Raw genomic sequence first — 15,368 nt, 5'->3', positions numbered from 1 at the left:
TCAATCCCGAGCGGCCCTTATTCCGACTATGGCGTAGAGGGCGCGGTATCTTGTTCTTTTGCGACGTAAATACAGTCACGTCTGCGACACGGCGCGTTGGGTGGGCTGGAATACCCGCCCCATATGCCGGTGCGCATCCGCCTTTGATGCGGGCAGCCGACCGGGGCGGGTTCCATGCTTTTGCCTGACCCAAGGCTATAGCAGATCAAACAACCGCCCCGGAACAGTCCCGTGCCTTGGCAGGTCAAGCGCCCGCATCAGGGCAAACATCATGGCCTGATTGGACGTTACAACAGGTTTATCAAGGGCCGCTTCGATCCGGTCAATGGCCTCGACCGCGCGCATGTCGGTGCAGCTGAGTATGATGGCCTCGGCCTTTGGGTGGTCGGCCTGCATGGCAAGGTCGAAAACCTCGTCCGGGGTCAGTTCTCCCTGCCCGTAATTGCCCAGCTCGCGGCCGATATCGGCGCAATTCACCGTTGTGATCTGGTTTTGCGTCAGAAAATCCAAGGCCTGCGTGTTGATCTCGCCCAGATAGGGCGAAGAAAAACCGACCCGGGACAGGTCGAGCGCATGGATCGCAGCAACAAGCGCCCCTGCGGCGGTAATACACACGGCCCCCGACGCAGCCCTGATGTCCTGCGCCAGCTGGTGGTCAAAGGACGGGCCATGGGTCAGCGTGGCCGAGGTACAGCCATAGAGCACCACATCGGGCCGAACGCCCGAGATCATCTTGAGGTCGTGGCTGATATCCGAGGCCCCCAGACCCGCCATCTGATCCGATCCGGGGATCTCATCCACGTCATAGCCACCCATTCGCTGAAAATGCACCGTCGTGTCCGGGCAGCGCATCAGCATCATGTCAGCTTCGAGATTGGTGTTGGTAAAGGGCACAAGCACCCCGATTTTGGCCCGTGTCCGGGTTTCAAAAGTCATGACGTCACCTCTTTCAGAACAGTCAGGCAGCGCTCCATCACTGCCGTGTCGCAGATCGTGGCGCGCAGGCAATCCGCGAGGCCATAGCCGCCCATTCCGCGAATGAGCAAACCCGCTTTGCGCAACGCGGCATCCGCTTCTTGCGCCGTCGCGGCATCGGCAAAGCGGATCAGGACAAAATTGGTGTGGCTGCGCGGAACAGATAATCCCAGCGCCCGGCACCCATCGGCAAAGCCATCCCGGATGGCGGCGGTTCTGGCAACCGTGTCGCGCATGTGGGGCTGATCCTGCATCGCTGCCGTTGCCATGGCCTGAGAGAGGGTCGATACGTTGTTGGGGTTGAGCAGCTTTCGCAGCTCAATCGCGACCTCTGACGGGAAAAGACCCCAACCCACGCGCGCGCCCGCCAGACCGTAAGCCTTTGAGAAGGTGCGTATGACCACGGTATCCCCACGTGTGATGAGGGCAAAGATTTCAGCCGGGTCGTGATCGCGGTCGGCGAATTCGGCATAGGCCTGATCGACCACCAGCAGCACGTTCCCGGGCAGGGTGCCGCGCAGGCGGATGATCTCGGTATTCGGGATCAGGGTGCCGGTCGGGTTGCCGGGGTTGCAGACAAAGACGATCCGGGTTTCAGGCGTGACAGCGGCCAGAATGTCATCGACCGAGACGGTCAGATCAACCTCGCGCGCTTTCACATAATCTGCCCGCACCTGCGCCGTGGCTGAGGCCACATAGGCATAGCCGTAATCCGTGCCCAATACATGGTCGCCCGGCCCTGAATAAGCGCGGATCAGGCAGCCGATCAACTCCATCGATCCGGCACCGCACAGGATGTTGTCGGCTGGCACCCCGTGCGCCTGAGCGATGGCCGCGCGCAGGTCCGACCAGTCGGGATCGGGATAAAGCGGCATCCGGTGCAATGCCGCCTGGCCCGCCGCAGTTGCGGCAGGGCTGACCGGAAAGGCGCTTTCATTCTGGGCCAGAGATACAGTGTCCGGCGCGCCCAGATCGGCCAGCGCATAGGCCGCCATGGCACGAATGTGACCAACTGCGCGGATCATGAGGCACCCCCATAGGCTTTGGCCCCTTCTTCCGTGACCAGCCCGCGCCTGAGGTCCAGCGCCAGCGCCTCGGGGTCGCGCGCGGCCGGATTGCCAAAGCCGCCGCCGCCGGGGGTGTCGAAGATCAGGTAATCGCCGCTTTCCACGCGCAGCTCGCCCTTGCCCGGAATGTCTGCGCCGCCATCGCGGAACCGGATACGCCCCGGTGCGCCGGGCAGGCCGCCCATGCGACCCAGAGCGGGGAATTTCAGTCGTTCAACCGACAGGAAGACGATGAAGGGGGCATCGTTCGCGGACGTCATCTCGATCCGCTGACCCAATCCGCCCCTGAACTGGCCCGCGCCGCCCGAGTCGGGCAACAATTCGCGTCGCCACATGATCACGGGTGCGACACTTTCGGTTATCTCGACCTGCGAGCCGAACACCCCCGAAGGGTAGGCTGTCGCGGACAGGCCATCCGCGTGGGGTCGCGCCCCGGTGCCGCCATTGTGAACGGGTTCGATGGCAAATTCGCGCCCGCCATTCGACGCCACTTCGGGAGCGTGGCGCATTGGCAGGTCGAACATGCACGAGGCCCCTTCGGCAGGCACCTGTTCGGGCAGCGCCTGATGCAGGCAGCCCAGAACCAGATCCGGTGTGACCTGTCCCAGCGTATGCCGCATGGCCACTGGCACCGGATGCTGGGCGTTCAGGATGCAACCCTTGGGGCCTTCCACCGTGAAAGGTTCCAACGAGCCTGCGTTGTTCGGGATATCCGGCCCGACGATGCAACGCAGGGCAAAGACCGTATAGGCAGTGGCATAGTTCAAAGGCACGTTGATGCCCTTTTTCGAACACCCGGACGTGCCCGCGAAATCTACATGCATCCCGTCTTTGGTCACGGTGAGCGTCGCGTGCAGCTCCAGCTCGGCCTCATAGCCGTCCATGCGCAGCACGTTTTTGTACACGCCTTCGGGCACCTCGGCGATGGCCTGCAGCGCACCTTTGCGCGAAGTGTCGATGATATAGGTGCCAAGCCTGTCCAGATCTTCGATCCCGAACTCCTCCATCATCGCGACAAGGCGGTTCACCCCGGCCTCACAACAGGCGATCAGGGCGTAGATGTCGCCCTCATTGGCCACAGGCTCGCGCGAGTTGGCGCGGATGATATCCATCAGCAGCGCATTGGGCGTTCCGGCCTCGACCAGTTTGCAAGGCGGGATCAGCAGGCCTTCGTCATAGATGTCCGAACCTTCTGGCCCCATGCCCAGACCGCCCAGATCCACCAGATGCGAGGTGCAGGAGGTAAAGCCCACCACCCTGCCGTCCTTGAACGCGGGCATCATCAGCAGGAAGTCGTTCAGATGCCCCGAGGCCAGCCAAGGGTCGTTCGTCATGTAGATGTCGCCGGGGCGCATATCCTGCACCGCGAAACGGGCGCGCAGGTGCAGCACGGCCTCGGCCATGGTATTGATATGGCCCGGAGTACCGGTCACGGCCTGCGCCAGCATCCGGCCATTCACGTCGAATATCCCGGCGGAAATGTCGCCGCATTCGCGCACGATGGGCGAGAAAGCCGCGCGGATCAGGGTCTGGCCCTGTTCTTCGACCACTGCCAGCAGGCGGTTCCACATCACTTGCAGGCGGGCGGGGGACAGATCAGCGGTCATTATGCGCCTCCTTTCTGATCCTGTATCAGGACAAGGTTGCCGATTGCGTCCATCTGGGCCGAGAAATCGGCGGATACGAGTGTGGTTGTTTGTGGTTCATGGATCAGCGCGGGGCCTGCCACATAGTCTCCGGGGCGCATATCGGCGCGGGCGACAAAGGCGGCCTGTTTTACCGTGCCATCCAGATCACAGGTGATGGGGCGTGTCTGCGTGACCTGAAATGCGGTTTGGCCGGGTGTTTCCGACACCGCGGGCACCGCCTTGTCCGGGGTGGCAACGCGAACCGCCCAGTTGAGAACCTCGATCTTCATCCCCGGCACGGGGCGTGAGAATTGTTTGCGGTATTCCCTTTCGAATGCAGCCGTCAGCGGGGCGATATCCCGGTGCGTCAGGGCGCGGTCCGGCAAGGTAATCTCGATCTCATGCCCTTGCCCGCTATAGCGCATGAAGGCGGTGCGCAGGGTTTCGGTGGGTGCATCCCCTGCCCCTTGGGCGACGACCTCTTTTGCTTCGGCAATCATCGTATCGAACAGGGCGTTCACCCCGTCCATGTCCATGCTGTCGAGCAGGGAATAGCGCGAGCGGACGATTTCGAAGGATACCGGGGCAAACAGGAACCCAACCGCCGAACCGACACCGGGATTGGGCGGGATCACGATACGCGACACCCCGGCGGACCGGGCGACGCGGGTGGCATGCAGCGGCCCGTTGCCACCAAAGGCAATCATGGTGCGCGGGCCGAGGTCCTTGCCGCTTTCAACCGCGTGCATCCGCCCGGCGCTGGCCATGCTTTCGACAACGATGCGGCTGACCCCATCTGCCGCACCTGTTGCATCCAGCCCCAGTTTTTCCCCGATCACACGTCTCAGGGCGGCCTTTGCGCCATCGGGGTCAAGCTGGATATGCCCCTCGGCAAAGGTGTCGGGTACGATATAGCCCAGAGTGATGTCGCTGTCGGTCACGGTCGGATCGGTTCCGTCGCGCATAAAGGCGACCGGTCCGGGTTCCGAGCCTGCCGATTTCGGCCCGACCGTCAGACGCCCGAGACGGTCAACACCCGCGATCGAACCGCCGCCAGCGCCGATTTCAATCATCTCGATCACCGGAATGCGCACCGGCATTCCCGACCCCTTGATGAACCGCGCCGCGCGGGCGATTTCGAATGAGCGCGAGGTCTGGGGGCGCGCGTTGTCGATCAGGCAGAGCTTGGCGGTGGTGCCGCCCACATCGAAAGACAGGACCTGATCCAACCCGGCACATGCGGCGATGCGGGCAGCCAGAATGGCCCCACCGGCGGGGCCGGATTCCACCAGACGAATGGGGAAACGCGTGGCGGTGCTGATCGTGCACATACCGCCGCCTGCCGTCATCATCAGGATCGGACAGGTTACGCCCTCGGCCGTGAACTGATCCACGAACCGGGTCAGATAGCTTTCCATCAGCGGCTGAATATAAGCGTTTGCCACAGTGGTGCAGAGCCGATCAAACTCTCGCGCTTCGGGGCTGACATCGGACGAGATCGAGACGGTCAAACCGGGGCGGTGTCGCGCCAGAACATCGCGCAAACGCCGTTCGTGGGCCGGGTTGGCGTAGGAATGCATCAGGCAGATGGCCACCGCCTCGGCCCCGCTGGCGTCAATCTCGGCCAGCAAACGATCTACTTGCCTTTCATCCAGTTCAATCAGCACCTTGCCTTCTGCCGACATGCGTTCGCATATGGTCAACGAGCGTTCGCGCGGCACCAGCATGTCTGGCTTTTCAAGGTTGATGTCGTATTGGGAATACCGACGCTCGTACCCGATATCGAGAATATCGCGGAACCCTTCGGTGCAGACCGTGGTCACGACCGCCCCGCGCCGTTCGATCAGCGCGTTGGTTGCCAGAGTGGTTCCGTGAATAAATCCGGTGACATCATTCAGCGACCGGCCAGCCTGCGCCATGACGCGCCGTGCGCCCTCCAGTGCGCCTTCTGCCGGGTTCTGGTGGGTGGTCAGGGTTTTGGTAGAGGCCAGTATCGTCTCATCACCCGAGACGAGGACCGTGTCGGTAAAAGTGCCGCCAATATCGATGGCGAGGCGCAGAGCGGTTGTCATGAGGTATTCCGTTGTCGTCTGAAAGCAGGCAGGCAGAACGGCCCCGCAGGGCGGTTACCGGCGCGTCGTGACCAGATCACAGCCGGTCGCACGGCGATCCAGACGGGTGGGAATACACTGACAGGTCATACAGTTTTGTCCCCTACTGTGCCCCGCTTCACTAGCTGGTTTACGACAGATTGGCCCGCAAGCGACACATTTGTCACCGCAGAGGGTTCTGCCCTGAACCTGCCTGGGGTCAGTCTAAGGGTGCTTTAGGTGAACCGTTTCGCCGGTTTGCAGGGCCTGCTGCGCCGCCAATCCCATTCGCACCGCCCACAGACCGTCTTGCACTGTTACATCCGGTTCGGCCTTGTGCCCGCGCACCAGATCCAGAAACCCCCTGTGCTGATAATAGGTCGAGCCGTTGTGGTCACCGGCAGCCAGCAAGCGGGGATCGACAGGGATGTCGTGCGACATTGGCCCCTTGGGGTCCCGCGGGCTGACGATGACCTGCGGCACTGGCGGCGTTCCCAGATGGTCGGGCCAGAACCGTCCCGGCCCCGGCACCAGAGCCTCGACCTTGGCGTTGGGCCCGATGGCCGAAATCTCTTCCTGATAGCGGGCGCCTTCGGCGAACATGCACAGCTCGAGCATCGCGCGCGCGCCATTGGCGAAATCGACCAGAACATAGCCATGATCCAGTATATCGGGTGTTTCACCGCCGTAGGTTTCGTCCAGATGATTCACCGCCTGCCCGCCGCTTGCGGTGATCCGCACAGGGTCGGATTGCAGGATCAGCCGCATCAGATCGAAGAAATGGCAGCATTTTTCAACAAAAGTGCCGCCGGTGTTGCGGTTGAACCGGTTCCAGTCGCCGACTTTGCGCAGAAACGGAAAGCGATGTTCCCGGATCGACAGCATCCGGACCCCGCCAGTGTCCCCGATCTTGTCGATCAGGGTCGCGATGGGCGGCATATAGCGGTATTCCATTGCGACCCAGATCGGGTGTGGATAGTCGCGCTGAACCTTCTCTAGCCTTGCGGCGTCCTGGGGGTTGGTGAACAGGGGCTTTTCCACCAATAGCGGCAAGGGGCGCGTTTGCGCGATTTCACAGATCTGGTCGACATGCATGTGGTTTGGGCTGGCGATGACCAAGCAGTCCAGGTCTTCGATATCCAACACCTCTTGCACCGAGCGTGCCATAACCGCACCCGGCGCAATCGCCTGCGCGGCTTTTGCCATCCCGGGATCGGGTTCGAATATCGCTGCGACACGCGTGCCGTCCAGCAGGGCGATGTTGTGCAGGTGTTCCTGCCCCATCATGCCACATCCGATCAGCCCGTAATTGATGGTCCGGGTCATGCGCGTTTCCTTTTACTTCAGACGTTGGACATAGGTGGCCCGGTCCGGGTCGAACCAGGTCTTGGAAAATTCGACAGGTTCGGCCTTGTCCGACCAGCTGAACCGTTCGATATAGCCCACCGTTTCACCGGCGGCTTTGGTGAACACCGCGGGCGTCCAATCGGGCAACTGGCCAATCGATACGCGATCTTCGGCCCGTGATATCCAGAAGCCCAGCTGGTGCTGATAATAGCGATAGAGCGAGTCTGACAGCAGGCTTCGCTTGATCAGGCCGGCTGATTCGTCCAGCCAGATTTCCTCGACCGCGATGATTGTGTCATTCAGATAGCGCATCCGACGTACGCGCGATCCGGTGTCTGAGGTACCAAAATCCGGCAGATCGGAAGGTTTCTTCAGATGATCGACCGACAGGATATCCGCACGCGGCAACCCGCCCCCTTGGGGCAGTTCCAGCCGGAACATCGCGTAGACGCTGTTCTGGGTTCCGGTCTCGCGGATGTAATTTCCTGAACCCTGAATACGCTCCAACATGCCTTTTTTCTCAAGCTCGGCGAGCGATTTTCGCAGCGTGCCGACCGACACGTTCAGCTCGGCCGCCATGTCGCGTTCCGGGGGCAGACGCTCACCATCGATCAAACGGCCTGCAGCGATATCGCGGATCAGCAGCTCGGCAATCTGAACATAGATAGGCAGGGCATTGGGGTTTCGGGTGTTGGGGGGCATTTCAGGCGCTTCATTCGGTCGCAGGAAAAATTGATACACTATTGATCTACATCAATGTGGTTGCTACGCAAGGGGAAAGTAAAAGATGCACGGAGCGTGAATCAAATGACCATCGTCCCCATCACATCCCCTGATCTGGATGCGGCCGAGGTTTCGTGGTTCGCTGCCTTATGTTCCGACGATTATCAGTTTCTGGGTGTGCCCGATGGTGATCTGCGCTCCAGCTGGGAGCATTGCTCGGCCATCGTGAAAGAGGCCGAGGCGCAAGGCTTTCGCAACATTCTGTGCCCGTCGTCCTATCAGGTCGGTCAGGACACGCTGAGTTTCGTCGCAGGTTGCGCGCCGATCACCGAAAAGATCAACCTACTGGCCGCCGTGCGCTGTGGTGAGATGCAGCCCATCATGCTGGCCCGCACCATCGCAACGCTGGATCACATGCTGAAGGGGCGGCTGACCGTCAACATCATTTCATCCGATTTTCCCGGCGAAAAGGTCGACAGTGCCTATCGCTATCAACGCTCGCGCGAAGTGGTCGAGATCCTGAAACAGGCCTGGACGCAGGACGAAATCAACCATGCGGGCGAGGTCTATAACTTTTCAGGTCTGACAACCGACCCGGCGCGACCCTATCAGACTGGCGGGCCGCTGCTGTATTTCGGCGGTTATTCGCCCTCGGCGCTGGAGCTGTGCGGCGAGCATTGCGATGTGTACCTGATGTGGCCGGAAACCAAGGATCAACTGGCCGAGCGGATGAAAGCTGTTCATGCAGTGGCCGAAAATTATGACCGTACGCTCGACTATGGCTTGCGGGTTCACATGATCGTTCGCGATACCGAAGCCGAGGCGCAGGAATACGCGGATTACATCGTTTCAAAACTGGATGACGACTATGGCCGCGCGATCCGCGAACGGGCGTTGGATGCAACGTCGCTTGGCGTGGCGCATCAGGCCAGGAATCGTGATCTGGCGGATGAATATGGCTATGTGGAACCCGGTCTGTGGACCGGCGTCGGCCGCGCCCGCTCGGGCTGTGGTGCGGCACTGGTTGGATCAACCGATCAGGTCATGTCAAAGATCGAAGATTACCGGAAGATGGGCATTCGCGCGTTCATCTTCTCAGGCTATCCGCACATGGATGAGGCCAAGCATTTCGGTGCGCGTGTGATGCCGCATCTGAAAACCTGCTCGCTTCCCGAAGCCTACGGGCGTGTGCCCAAGACACCCCCGGCCACACCGCTGGGCAACGGAGTGCGCCGCTGATGCAACGTGTGAAACTATCCCCGACGCTGGAAATGAGCCGCCTTGTCTATGGCATGTGGCGGCTGGGTGACGATAGCGACACCTCGGCAGGGCATGTCGAGGCCAAGATTCAAGCCTGCCTTGATCAGGGCATCACCACCTTCGATCAGGCCGACATATATGGCGGATACGCGGCCGAAGCCGTTCTGGGCAACGCCTTGCGCGCCAATCCCGGCCTGCGCCAAAAGATGGAGATTGTCACCAAATGTGACATCGTCGCGCCCGTGGGGCGGCATTCAGATGCGAAGGTCAAATACTATGACACCTCGCGCGCGCATATCCTGAAGTCCATCGACATGTCCCTGTCGGAAATGGCCATCGACCACATCGATCTGTTGCTGATCCACCGCCCTGATCCGTTCATGGACCACCACGATACCGGAGCAGCACTGGATGAGGCTGTCGCCAGCGGCAAGGTGGGCGCGGTTGGTGTTTCGAACTTCCGTCCATGGGACTGGACCCTGCTGCAATCGGCGATGAAAACCCGGCTGGTCACCAACCAGATCGAGATCTCACTGGGCGAGATCACCCCTTTCACCAACGGAGATCTGGCGTTTCACCAACAGCATGGGCACCACCTTATGGCGTGGTCGCCGCTGGGGGGTGGGCTGTTGATGGCCGGAAACCCGCCCGTTGGGGTTGTTGCCGATGAAATCGCGGAGGAGTTCGGTGTAGACCGGGCCGCTGTGGCCGTGGCCTTCCTGCTGGCTCATCCGGCGGGCATTCTGCCGGTTCTGGGCACCAACAACCTGAACCGTATCAAACGCATCTCGGACGCGCTGAAAGTCACAATTGATCGCGAAACCTGGTTCCGCCTGTACGAGGCGGCGCTGGGGCATGAGGTAGCATGATGAACGCAATCTCAAGGAACATGACCTACACCTTTGTGCCACACAAGGACGACACCCGGACCCTGCGGGATGCTTTTGGGCGGTTTGCAACCGGCGTTACCATTGTGACATGCGACAGCGGTGACGGCCCGATCTGCATCACGGCCAACAGCTTTTCGTCGCTGTCGCTGGACCCGCCACTGATCATGTGGGCCGGCGACCGCAACTCGCGCCGGTTCCCCTATTTTCGCGCGGCACGGCATTTCTCGGTGCATGTGTTATCGTCTGCGCAGGCTGAGCTGTGTTTTGGCTGCTCGAAAGATGCCCATGCCCTGCGCGACATCCGGCACGAGCGCTGTGCAAACGGCACCCCGCTGCTGTCGGATTGTCTGGCACGGTTTGAATGCGAACAACATGCCTATCACGACGCGGGCGATCACGTGATCGTGGTGGGCAAAGTCCTGAAGGCCAGCATGAGCGACGGCGACGCGCTGACGTTCTATGCCGGGAAAATGGGCCAATTCGCGCAGCACTAAGCGCGATCTGACGACCGCGGGACACACCTGCGGCTGAACAAGGGAGGATCCGCATGGGCGGACTGGCATCGGTGCTTGCGCCGATTGCATTTGTGAACGAAACCGTGCTGCGTCTGGGCCGCGCGGTTGGCGTTGTTGCGATTGCATTCATGGTCATCGCAATCCTGATTCAGGTGTTCTTCCGATACGTTCTGGGCAACGCCCTGCCCTGGCCGGATGAGGCCGCGCGGTTCTGTATGTTGTGGATGACCGGATTGATGGCACCGACGGCCTTTCGGCGCGGCGGGTTTGTAGCTATCGACATGCTGCAACGGTTTCTGCCGCGTATGCTCGGCCTGTCGCTCAATCTGTTCCTCCTGCTGATCTCGCTGGCCGTGCTTTTGGTTGCGGTCAATATCGGCTGGTCCGAGGTCACGGGCTTTGGCGGCAGGTTCGCCACCGCCGCCCTGTACCTGCCGACATCGCTTGGGTTTGACGAGTGGTATCGCATTCCGCGCAGCTGGATGATGGCTTCGCTGCTGGTGGGCATCATTCTGCTGATCTCGGTCAATATCGAGCTTATCCTGCGTTCCGTGGTCACCTTGCTTGGCGGCGCGCATCTTTTGCCGGACATTCCCGACGCAGCCGTGGGGGCCGAATAAATGCTGATCTGGTTCCTGCCCACTTTCCTGATTTTCCTGTTGATCGGCCTGCCAGTCTTCTTCGCGCTTCTGGCAGCACCCGGCATTCTGCTGTGGCTGAACGGACAGACGAATGACATCACCCTGCTTTATCGCAATGTCTACAACGGCATGGACAGCTTTCCGCTGATGGCCATCCCGTTCTTCATGCTGGCCGGGGAAATGATGAACCGTGGCGGCATCACCATCCGCCTTGTCGAATTCAGCCAGGCCCTGATGGGCCATCTGCGCGGCGGGCTGGCGCATGTAAACGTGCTGAGCTCGATCCTGTTCGCGGGCCTTTCGGGATCTGCGGTGGCTGACACATCCGCCCTGGGGTCGATGCTGATCCCGGCGATGGAAAAACAGGGCTACACCCGAAAATTCGCCGCCGCCATCACAGCCGCGAGTTCGGTGATCGGGCCGATCATCCCGCCCTCGGGCATTATGATCATCTATGCCTATGTCATGGGAGAAAGCGTGGCCGCCCTGTTTCTTGCAGGCATCGTGCCCGGAATCATGGTGGGTGTCGGCCTGATGGTGATGATCAAATTCATGGCCGACAAGTACGATTTTCCCGTCGCCAGCCGGAAATACACATGGGATGAGCGGCGCAAAGCCAGCCTCAAGGCGTTCTTCCCGCTGATGACGCCGGTGATCATACTGGGCGGCATTCTGGGGGGTATATTTACCCCGACCGAAGCCGCGGCAGTCGCTGTGGGCTACGCGTTTATCATCGGGTTTTTCGTTCTGCGCACACTGACCCTGAGGGAAATTCCCGACGTTCTGAGCAATGCAGGTATGACGTCGGCCGTGGTGTTGTTGTTGGTTGGCGCAGCAATGGCGTTCAAGACCGTGGTCAGCCTGAGCCACGCCCCGGAACAATTGGCCTCGTTGATCCTCAGCCTGTCGGAAAATCCGCTGATCCTGTTGTTCCTGATCAACCTGTTGTTGTTTATCGTCGGGATGTTTCTGGACGCAGGCCCTGCGATCATCATCCTTGGGCCTATCCTTGGCCCGATTTTCACCAGTCTCGGTGTAGACCCGATCCATTTCGCCATTATCATGAGCGTCAATCTGACCGTGGGTCTTGCCACGCCCCCCATGGGGCTGGTGCTGTTCGTGGCCGCCGCCGTGTCGCGGGAGCGGGTCGAGACAATCGCCAAGGCGATCCTGCCGTTTCTGGCGGTCGAAATCATCGTGATCTTTCTGATCACCTACATCCCCGCACTATCCATGACGATCCCGAGGATAACGGGATTTGCAAACTGACTGAGTATCACAGGGAGGAAACGCATGCTCGGAAACTTCATAAAAACAGCGGCGATTGCCACATCGCTTGTGGCCGCGTCTGTGGTCGCGGCGACGGCTGCGGACTATACGCTGCGCGCCACAGCCAATTCGAACGAAAATGACGAGGACTACGACGGTCTTATCGTTTTCAAGAACTATGTCGAGGCGGCGTCGAACGGCGCCATCGAGGTTGAGCTGTTCATCGGCACCCAGCTGTGTTCGAACGGTGCTGAATGCCTGCAGGGCGTGGCGGATGGCACCATCGATATCTATATCTCTACCTCGGGCGGGGCGTCGGGCATCTTCCCCTATGTGCAGGTTCTGGACCTGCCCTATCTGATGGCCGATGACCGGATCGCCGAGCATGTTCTGTCAGGCGATTTCACCCGCACCATGCGCGACATGGCGCTTGAGGATTCCGGTGGCGCGATCCGCCTGATGACCATCGGCAACACCGGTGGCTGGCGCAACTTCGCCAACACAAAACACCGCGTCGCCGAGCCTGCCGACATGGAAGGTCTGAAAATCCGCACCGTCGTTGCAGACCTGCCGCAGGAACTGGTCAAAGCACTGGGCGCATCACCGACCCCGATTCCGTGGCCGGAACTCTTCACCAGCTTCCAGACCGGCGTTGTCGAGGGGTCAAAGAACGGCATCACCGACATCATGGGCATGAAGTTCCCGGATGCCGGCCTGCAATTTGTCACGTTGGACGGGCACGCCTATATGGGTGCGCTGTGGTGGATGAACAACGCCAAGTTCCAAGCGATGCCGGAAGATATGCGTCGGGTCGTTGTCGATGGGTTCTACGCCCTGCAACAGGCCACCTTTGCCTCGCCCAAGCGCAAATCGATCCAGGCGTATGAAGACTTCGTCGCAGGTGGCGGTGACCTGTACGTCCCAACGCCCGAGCAAAAGGCTGCGTTCAAAGAGGCTGCCACTCCGGTCTATGCCTGGTTTCAGTCCAATGTTGCCCGTGGTGATGAAATCTTTGCCGCGCTAACCGAAGCCGTCGCAGCGGCCGAGGCGGATGTGAACGCCTCGCGCAATGCGGACCTGAACTAAACGGATGGGTCGGGCCTTGTGGCCCGGCCCTTATCGAAACGGGTACATCCACCCTTTGTAGTCGTTGACCAGAACATGCGCCTTCTCGATCTGCTCCGGCGACATTTTCTTGATCACTTCCTCAAGGCTGATCGCTGCATCGGGATCGCCGCCAATGGCGCTGAGCGTGTACCACATATAGGCCCGCACCAGATCGGGCGCGGGCATTCCCAGACCCAGTTCATAGTACCAGCCAACCCCCGACTGTGCCCCCGGATGCCCCTTCATCGAGGCACGCAGATACCATTCAAACGCTCTTTCGTGGTCCTGCTCGACCCCAAGACCCAACCCGTACATCACACCAATCAGTTCCTCGGCCTCGGCATTGCCCGACCGGGCGGCAGGCAGCAGTTCCGCGCGCGCGGCTTCAAACTCCCCGGCCTCCATCATGTCACGGGCCTGTTCCAGTTCAGCCAGAGCCGGGGTCGCAAGAAAACAAAGGGTAAAGAGAAACTGGCGCATTGGGCGATTGTCCTCGTTTGGGCGGGGGCCGCGGTGGCGCAGGACCTGCCGCGCCCGCTGACGGATGATGACTTTATCCCATTTGATATGGAACAGGCCGCTATCGGTCATCAACTGTTTTACGATCCGATCCTGTCAGGTAATCAGAACATTTCGTGCGCCCATTGCCATCACCCCGATTTCGGCACCTCTGACGGGTTGTCCCTGGGGATCGGCGAAGGCGGACAGGGTCTTGGCCCGGAGCGCGCACCGGGCACCGGGGCGGACAGGATCCGCAAACGCATTCCCCGAAACGCGCCGGGGTTGTGGAACCTCGGGGCAAAGGACATCCATACCGTTTTCCACGATGGCCGCCTGAGCATCTCGAACATCTATGGCAACGGGTTCAATTCGCCTGCGCAGGAATGGCTGCCCGGGGGATTGAACTCGCTTTTGGCAGCGCAGGCTTTGTTCCCGCTGACCGCGCAATTCGAGATGGCCGGTAATGTCGCTGAAAATCAGGTGACCGGCGCGGTTCACGACAGGATTGACAAGGGCTGGCCGATCCTTGCCAAACGCGTGCGGACCGATCCGCGCTATGGCCCAGCCATAGTCGCGGCTTTTGACGATATCGAGACCACCGAAGACATCACAATCACCCAGATCGCCAACGCGCTGGCGGCCTTCATGGCCATTGAATGGCGCAGCACCGACAGCCCATTCGACCAGTACTTGGCCGGGGACAAAGATGCGCTGTCAGACATCCAGAAAGACGGGATGAACCTGTTTTATGGCAATGCGCGATGCGCGACCTGCCATGCGGGTCCGTTGATGTCGGACCAAAAGTTTCACGCGCTGGGTTTGCCGCCATTCGGGCCGGGTCGGACCCGGCAATGGGACCCATATGCGCGGGACGTTGGGCGGATGGCGGAAAGCAACCGCCTGGAAGACGCCTATCGCTTTCGCACTCCGATGCTGCGCAATGTCGCCCTGACCGCGCCCTACGGGCATAACGGTGCTTTTACGGACCTCGAAAGCATGATCCGTCACCATCTTGACCCACAGACCAGCCTTGCCAAATGGAAACCCGAAATGGCTGCGTTGCCCAAGGTTCCCTGGCTGCAAGAGGTGGATTTCGTGGTGTGGGACGACCGGTTCGAAATGGAACGCCAGCGCAGCAGGATCGACATTGTTCCAGTGACGCTTTCGGATGCGGAAATCGCCGCCCTGGTCGCATTTCTGCATTCCTTGACGGGCACCGGTGTTGGCTCTCCTCCGTTCGGGGTGCCGGCCGATTTCAACCCCTGATGGCGGTCACGCCATAATGACAATTATTCCGGCATAATGTCGGATAAGTCGATCACTTCGTCAAATTGCGGCCTAGGAAATGTCTGGCC

14 protein-coding genes are annotated in these 15,368 nt (G+C 60.5%); 7 read left to right on the top strand and 7 right to left on the bottom strand.

Going from position 1 to position 15,368, the window contains the following annotated elements; genetic code table 11:
* Positions 1-195: 195 nt before the first annotated feature.
* The 6 genes from ACR0AP_RS19275 to ACR0AP_RS19250 all read right to left on the bottom strand — a co-directional run bounded on the left by ACR0AP_RS19275 (position 196) and on the right by ACR0AP_RS19250 (position 7,809).
* Positions 196-936, bottom strand: a complete 741-nt coding sequence (locus tag ACR0AP_RS19275; RefSeq protein ID WP_480508703.1) for a maleate cis-trans isomerase family protein — start codon at positions 934-936, stop codon at positions 196-198.
* Positions 933-2,000: a pyridoxal phosphate-dependent aminotransferase gene (locus ACR0AP_RS19270; protein ID WP_480508701.1), complete on the bottom strand. Its 1,068-nt coding sequence runs from the start codon at positions 1,998-2,000 to the stop codon at positions 933-935. The genes ACR0AP_RS19275 and ACR0AP_RS19270 overlap by 4 nt, the downstream gene beginning before the upstream one ends.
* Positions 1,997-3,649 (bottom strand): hydantoinase B/oxoprolinase family protein, encoded by a 1,653-nt coding sequence (locus ACR0AP_RS19265; RefSeq protein ID WP_480508699.1) that lies wholly within the window; start codon positions 3,647-3,649, stop codon positions 1,997-1,999. Before ACR0AP_RS19265 ends, ACR0AP_RS19270 begins: the two co-directional genes overlap by 4 nt.
* On the bottom strand, positions 3,649-5,742 hold the full coding sequence (locus tag ACR0AP_RS19260; RefSeq protein WP_480508697.1) for a hydantoinase/oxoprolinase family protein: 2,094 nt from the start codon (positions 5,740-5,742) through the stop codon (positions 3,649-3,651). Before ACR0AP_RS19260 ends, ACR0AP_RS19265 begins: the two co-directional genes overlap by 1 nt.
* 243 nt (positions 5,743-5,985) lie before the next feature.
* Entirely contained in the window at positions 5,986-7,086 is a 1,101-nt protein-coding gene (locus tag ACR0AP_RS19255) for a Gfo/Idh/MocA family protein (protein WP_480508695.1), read from the bottom strand.
* A gap of 12 nt (positions 7,087-7,098) precedes the next feature.
* Positions 7,099-7,809: a GntR family transcriptional regulator gene (locus ACR0AP_RS19250; RefSeq protein WP_480508693.1), complete on the bottom strand. Its 711-nt coding sequence runs from the start codon at positions 7,807-7,809 to the stop codon at positions 7,099-7,101.
* Between the two features lie 105 nt (positions 7,810-7,914).
* Between ACR0AP_RS19250 and ACR0AP_RS19245 the strand changes: the two genes are divergently transcribed.
* From ACR0AP_RS19245 to ACR0AP_RS19220, 6 genes are read left to right on the top strand one after another with little or no spacing between them, the layout of a single operon-like run.
* The gene (locus tag ACR0AP_RS19245) at positions 7,915-9,069 is read left to right on the top strand and encodes an LLM class flavin-dependent oxidoreductase (protein WP_480508691.1); all 1,155 of its coding nucleotides are present in this window, start codon (positions 7,915-7,917) and stop codon (positions 9,067-9,069) included.
* Positions 9,069-9,959, top strand: coding sequence for an aldo/keto reductase (locus ACR0AP_RS19240; RefSeq protein WP_480508689.1), 891 nt, complete (start codon positions 9,069-9,071; stop codon positions 9,957-9,959). The genes ACR0AP_RS19245 and ACR0AP_RS19240 overlap by 1 nt, the downstream gene beginning before the upstream one ends.
* Positions 9,959-10,474, top strand: coding sequence for a flavin reductase family protein (locus tag ACR0AP_RS19235; RefSeq protein WP_480508725.1), 516 nt, complete (start codon positions 9,959-9,961; stop codon positions 10,472-10,474). Before ACR0AP_RS19240 ends, ACR0AP_RS19235 begins: the two co-directional genes overlap by 1 nt.
* A 53-nt stretch (positions 10,475-10,527) precedes the next feature.
* The gene (locus tag ACR0AP_RS19230; RefSeq protein WP_209507970.1) at positions 10,528-11,115 is read left to right on the top strand and encodes a TRAP transporter small permease; all 588 of its coding nucleotides are present in this window, start codon (positions 10,528-10,530) and stop codon (positions 11,113-11,115) included.
* Positions 11,116-12,405, top strand: a complete 1,290-nt coding sequence (locus ACR0AP_RS19225) for a TRAP transporter large permease (RefSeq protein ID WP_209599366.1) — start codon at positions 11,116-11,118, stop codon at positions 12,403-12,405. It begins immediately after the preceding gene.
* 24 nt (positions 12,406-12,429) lie between these two features.
* Complete coding sequence (locus ACR0AP_RS19220; protein ID WP_480508687.1) at positions 12,430-13,491, top strand: TRAP transporter substrate-binding protein; 1,062 nt, start codon at positions 12,430-12,432, stop codon at positions 13,489-13,491.
* 30 nt (positions 13,492-13,521) lie between these two features.
* Here ACR0AP_RS19220 and ACR0AP_RS19215 read toward each other — a convergent pair whose 3' ends face one another.
* Positions 13,522-13,992, bottom strand: coding sequence for a tetratricopeptide repeat protein (locus ACR0AP_RS19215; RefSeq protein ID WP_267365609.1), 471 nt, complete (start codon positions 13,990-13,992; stop codon positions 13,522-13,524).
* A 33-nt stretch (positions 13,993-14,025) separates the two neighbouring features.
* Here ACR0AP_RS19215 and ACR0AP_RS19210 point away from each other — a divergent pair, with 33 nt between their 5' ends.
* Positions 14,026-15,279, top strand: coding sequence for a cytochrome-c peroxidase (locus ACR0AP_RS19210; protein ID WP_480508685.1), 1,254 nt, complete (start codon positions 14,026-14,028; stop codon positions 15,277-15,279).
* Positions 15,280-15,368: the final 89 nt, after the last annotated feature.

It is taken from the genome of Ruegeria sp. AF7, assembly GCF_056541885.1.
This window is presented reverse-complemented; position numbering and strand designations above follow the sequence as displayed.

Coding starts and splice junctions, on each gene's coding strand:
- ACR0AP_RS19275 (WP_480508703.1), bottom strand. CDS start 936: ATGACTTTTGAAACCCGGACACGGGCCAAAATCGGGGTGCTTGTGCCC.
- ACR0AP_RS19265 (WP_480508699.1), bottom strand. CDS start 3,649: ATGACCGCTGATCTGTCCCCCGCCCGCCTGCAAGTGATGTGGAACCGC.
- ACR0AP_RS19270 (WP_480508701.1), bottom strand. CDS start 2,000: ATGATCCGCGCAGTTGGTCACATTCGTGCCATGGCGGCCTATGCGCTG.
- ACR0AP_RS19250 (WP_480508693.1), bottom strand. CDS start 7,809: ATGCCCCCCAACACCCGAAACCCCAATGCCCTGCCTATCTATGTTCAG.
- ACR0AP_RS19255 (WP_480508695.1), bottom strand. CDS start 7,086: ATGACCCGGACCATCAATTACGGGCTGATCGGATGTGGCATGATGGGG.
- ACR0AP_RS19245 (WP_480508691.1), top strand. CDS start 7,915: ATGACCATCGTCCCCATCACATCCCCTGATCTGGATGCGGCCGAGGTT.
- ACR0AP_RS19260 (WP_480508697.1), bottom strand. CDS start 5,742: ATGACAACCGCTCTGCGCCTCGCCATCGATATTGGCGGCACTTTTACC.
- ACR0AP_RS19215 (WP_267365609.1), bottom strand. CDS start 13,992: ATGCGCCAGTTTCTCTTTACCCTTTGTTTTCTTGCGACCCCGGCTCTG.
- ACR0AP_RS19220 (WP_480508687.1), top strand. CDS start 12,430: ATGCTCGGAAACTTCATAAAAACAGCGGCGATTGCCACATCGCTTGTG.
- ACR0AP_RS19230 (WP_209507970.1), top strand. CDS start 10,528: ATGGGCGGACTGGCATCGGTGCTTGCGCCGATTGCATTTGTGAACGAA.
- ACR0AP_RS19225 (WP_209599366.1), top strand. CDS start 11,116: ATGCTGATCTGGTTCCTGCCCACTTTCCTGATTTTCCTGTTGATCGGC.
- ACR0AP_RS19235 (WP_480508725.1), top strand. CDS start 9,959: ATGAACGCAATCTCAAGGAACATGACCTACACCTTTGTGCCACACAAG.
- ACR0AP_RS19240 (WP_480508689.1), top strand. CDS start 9,069: ATGCAACGTGTGAAACTATCCCCGACGCTGGAAATGAGCCGCCTTGTC.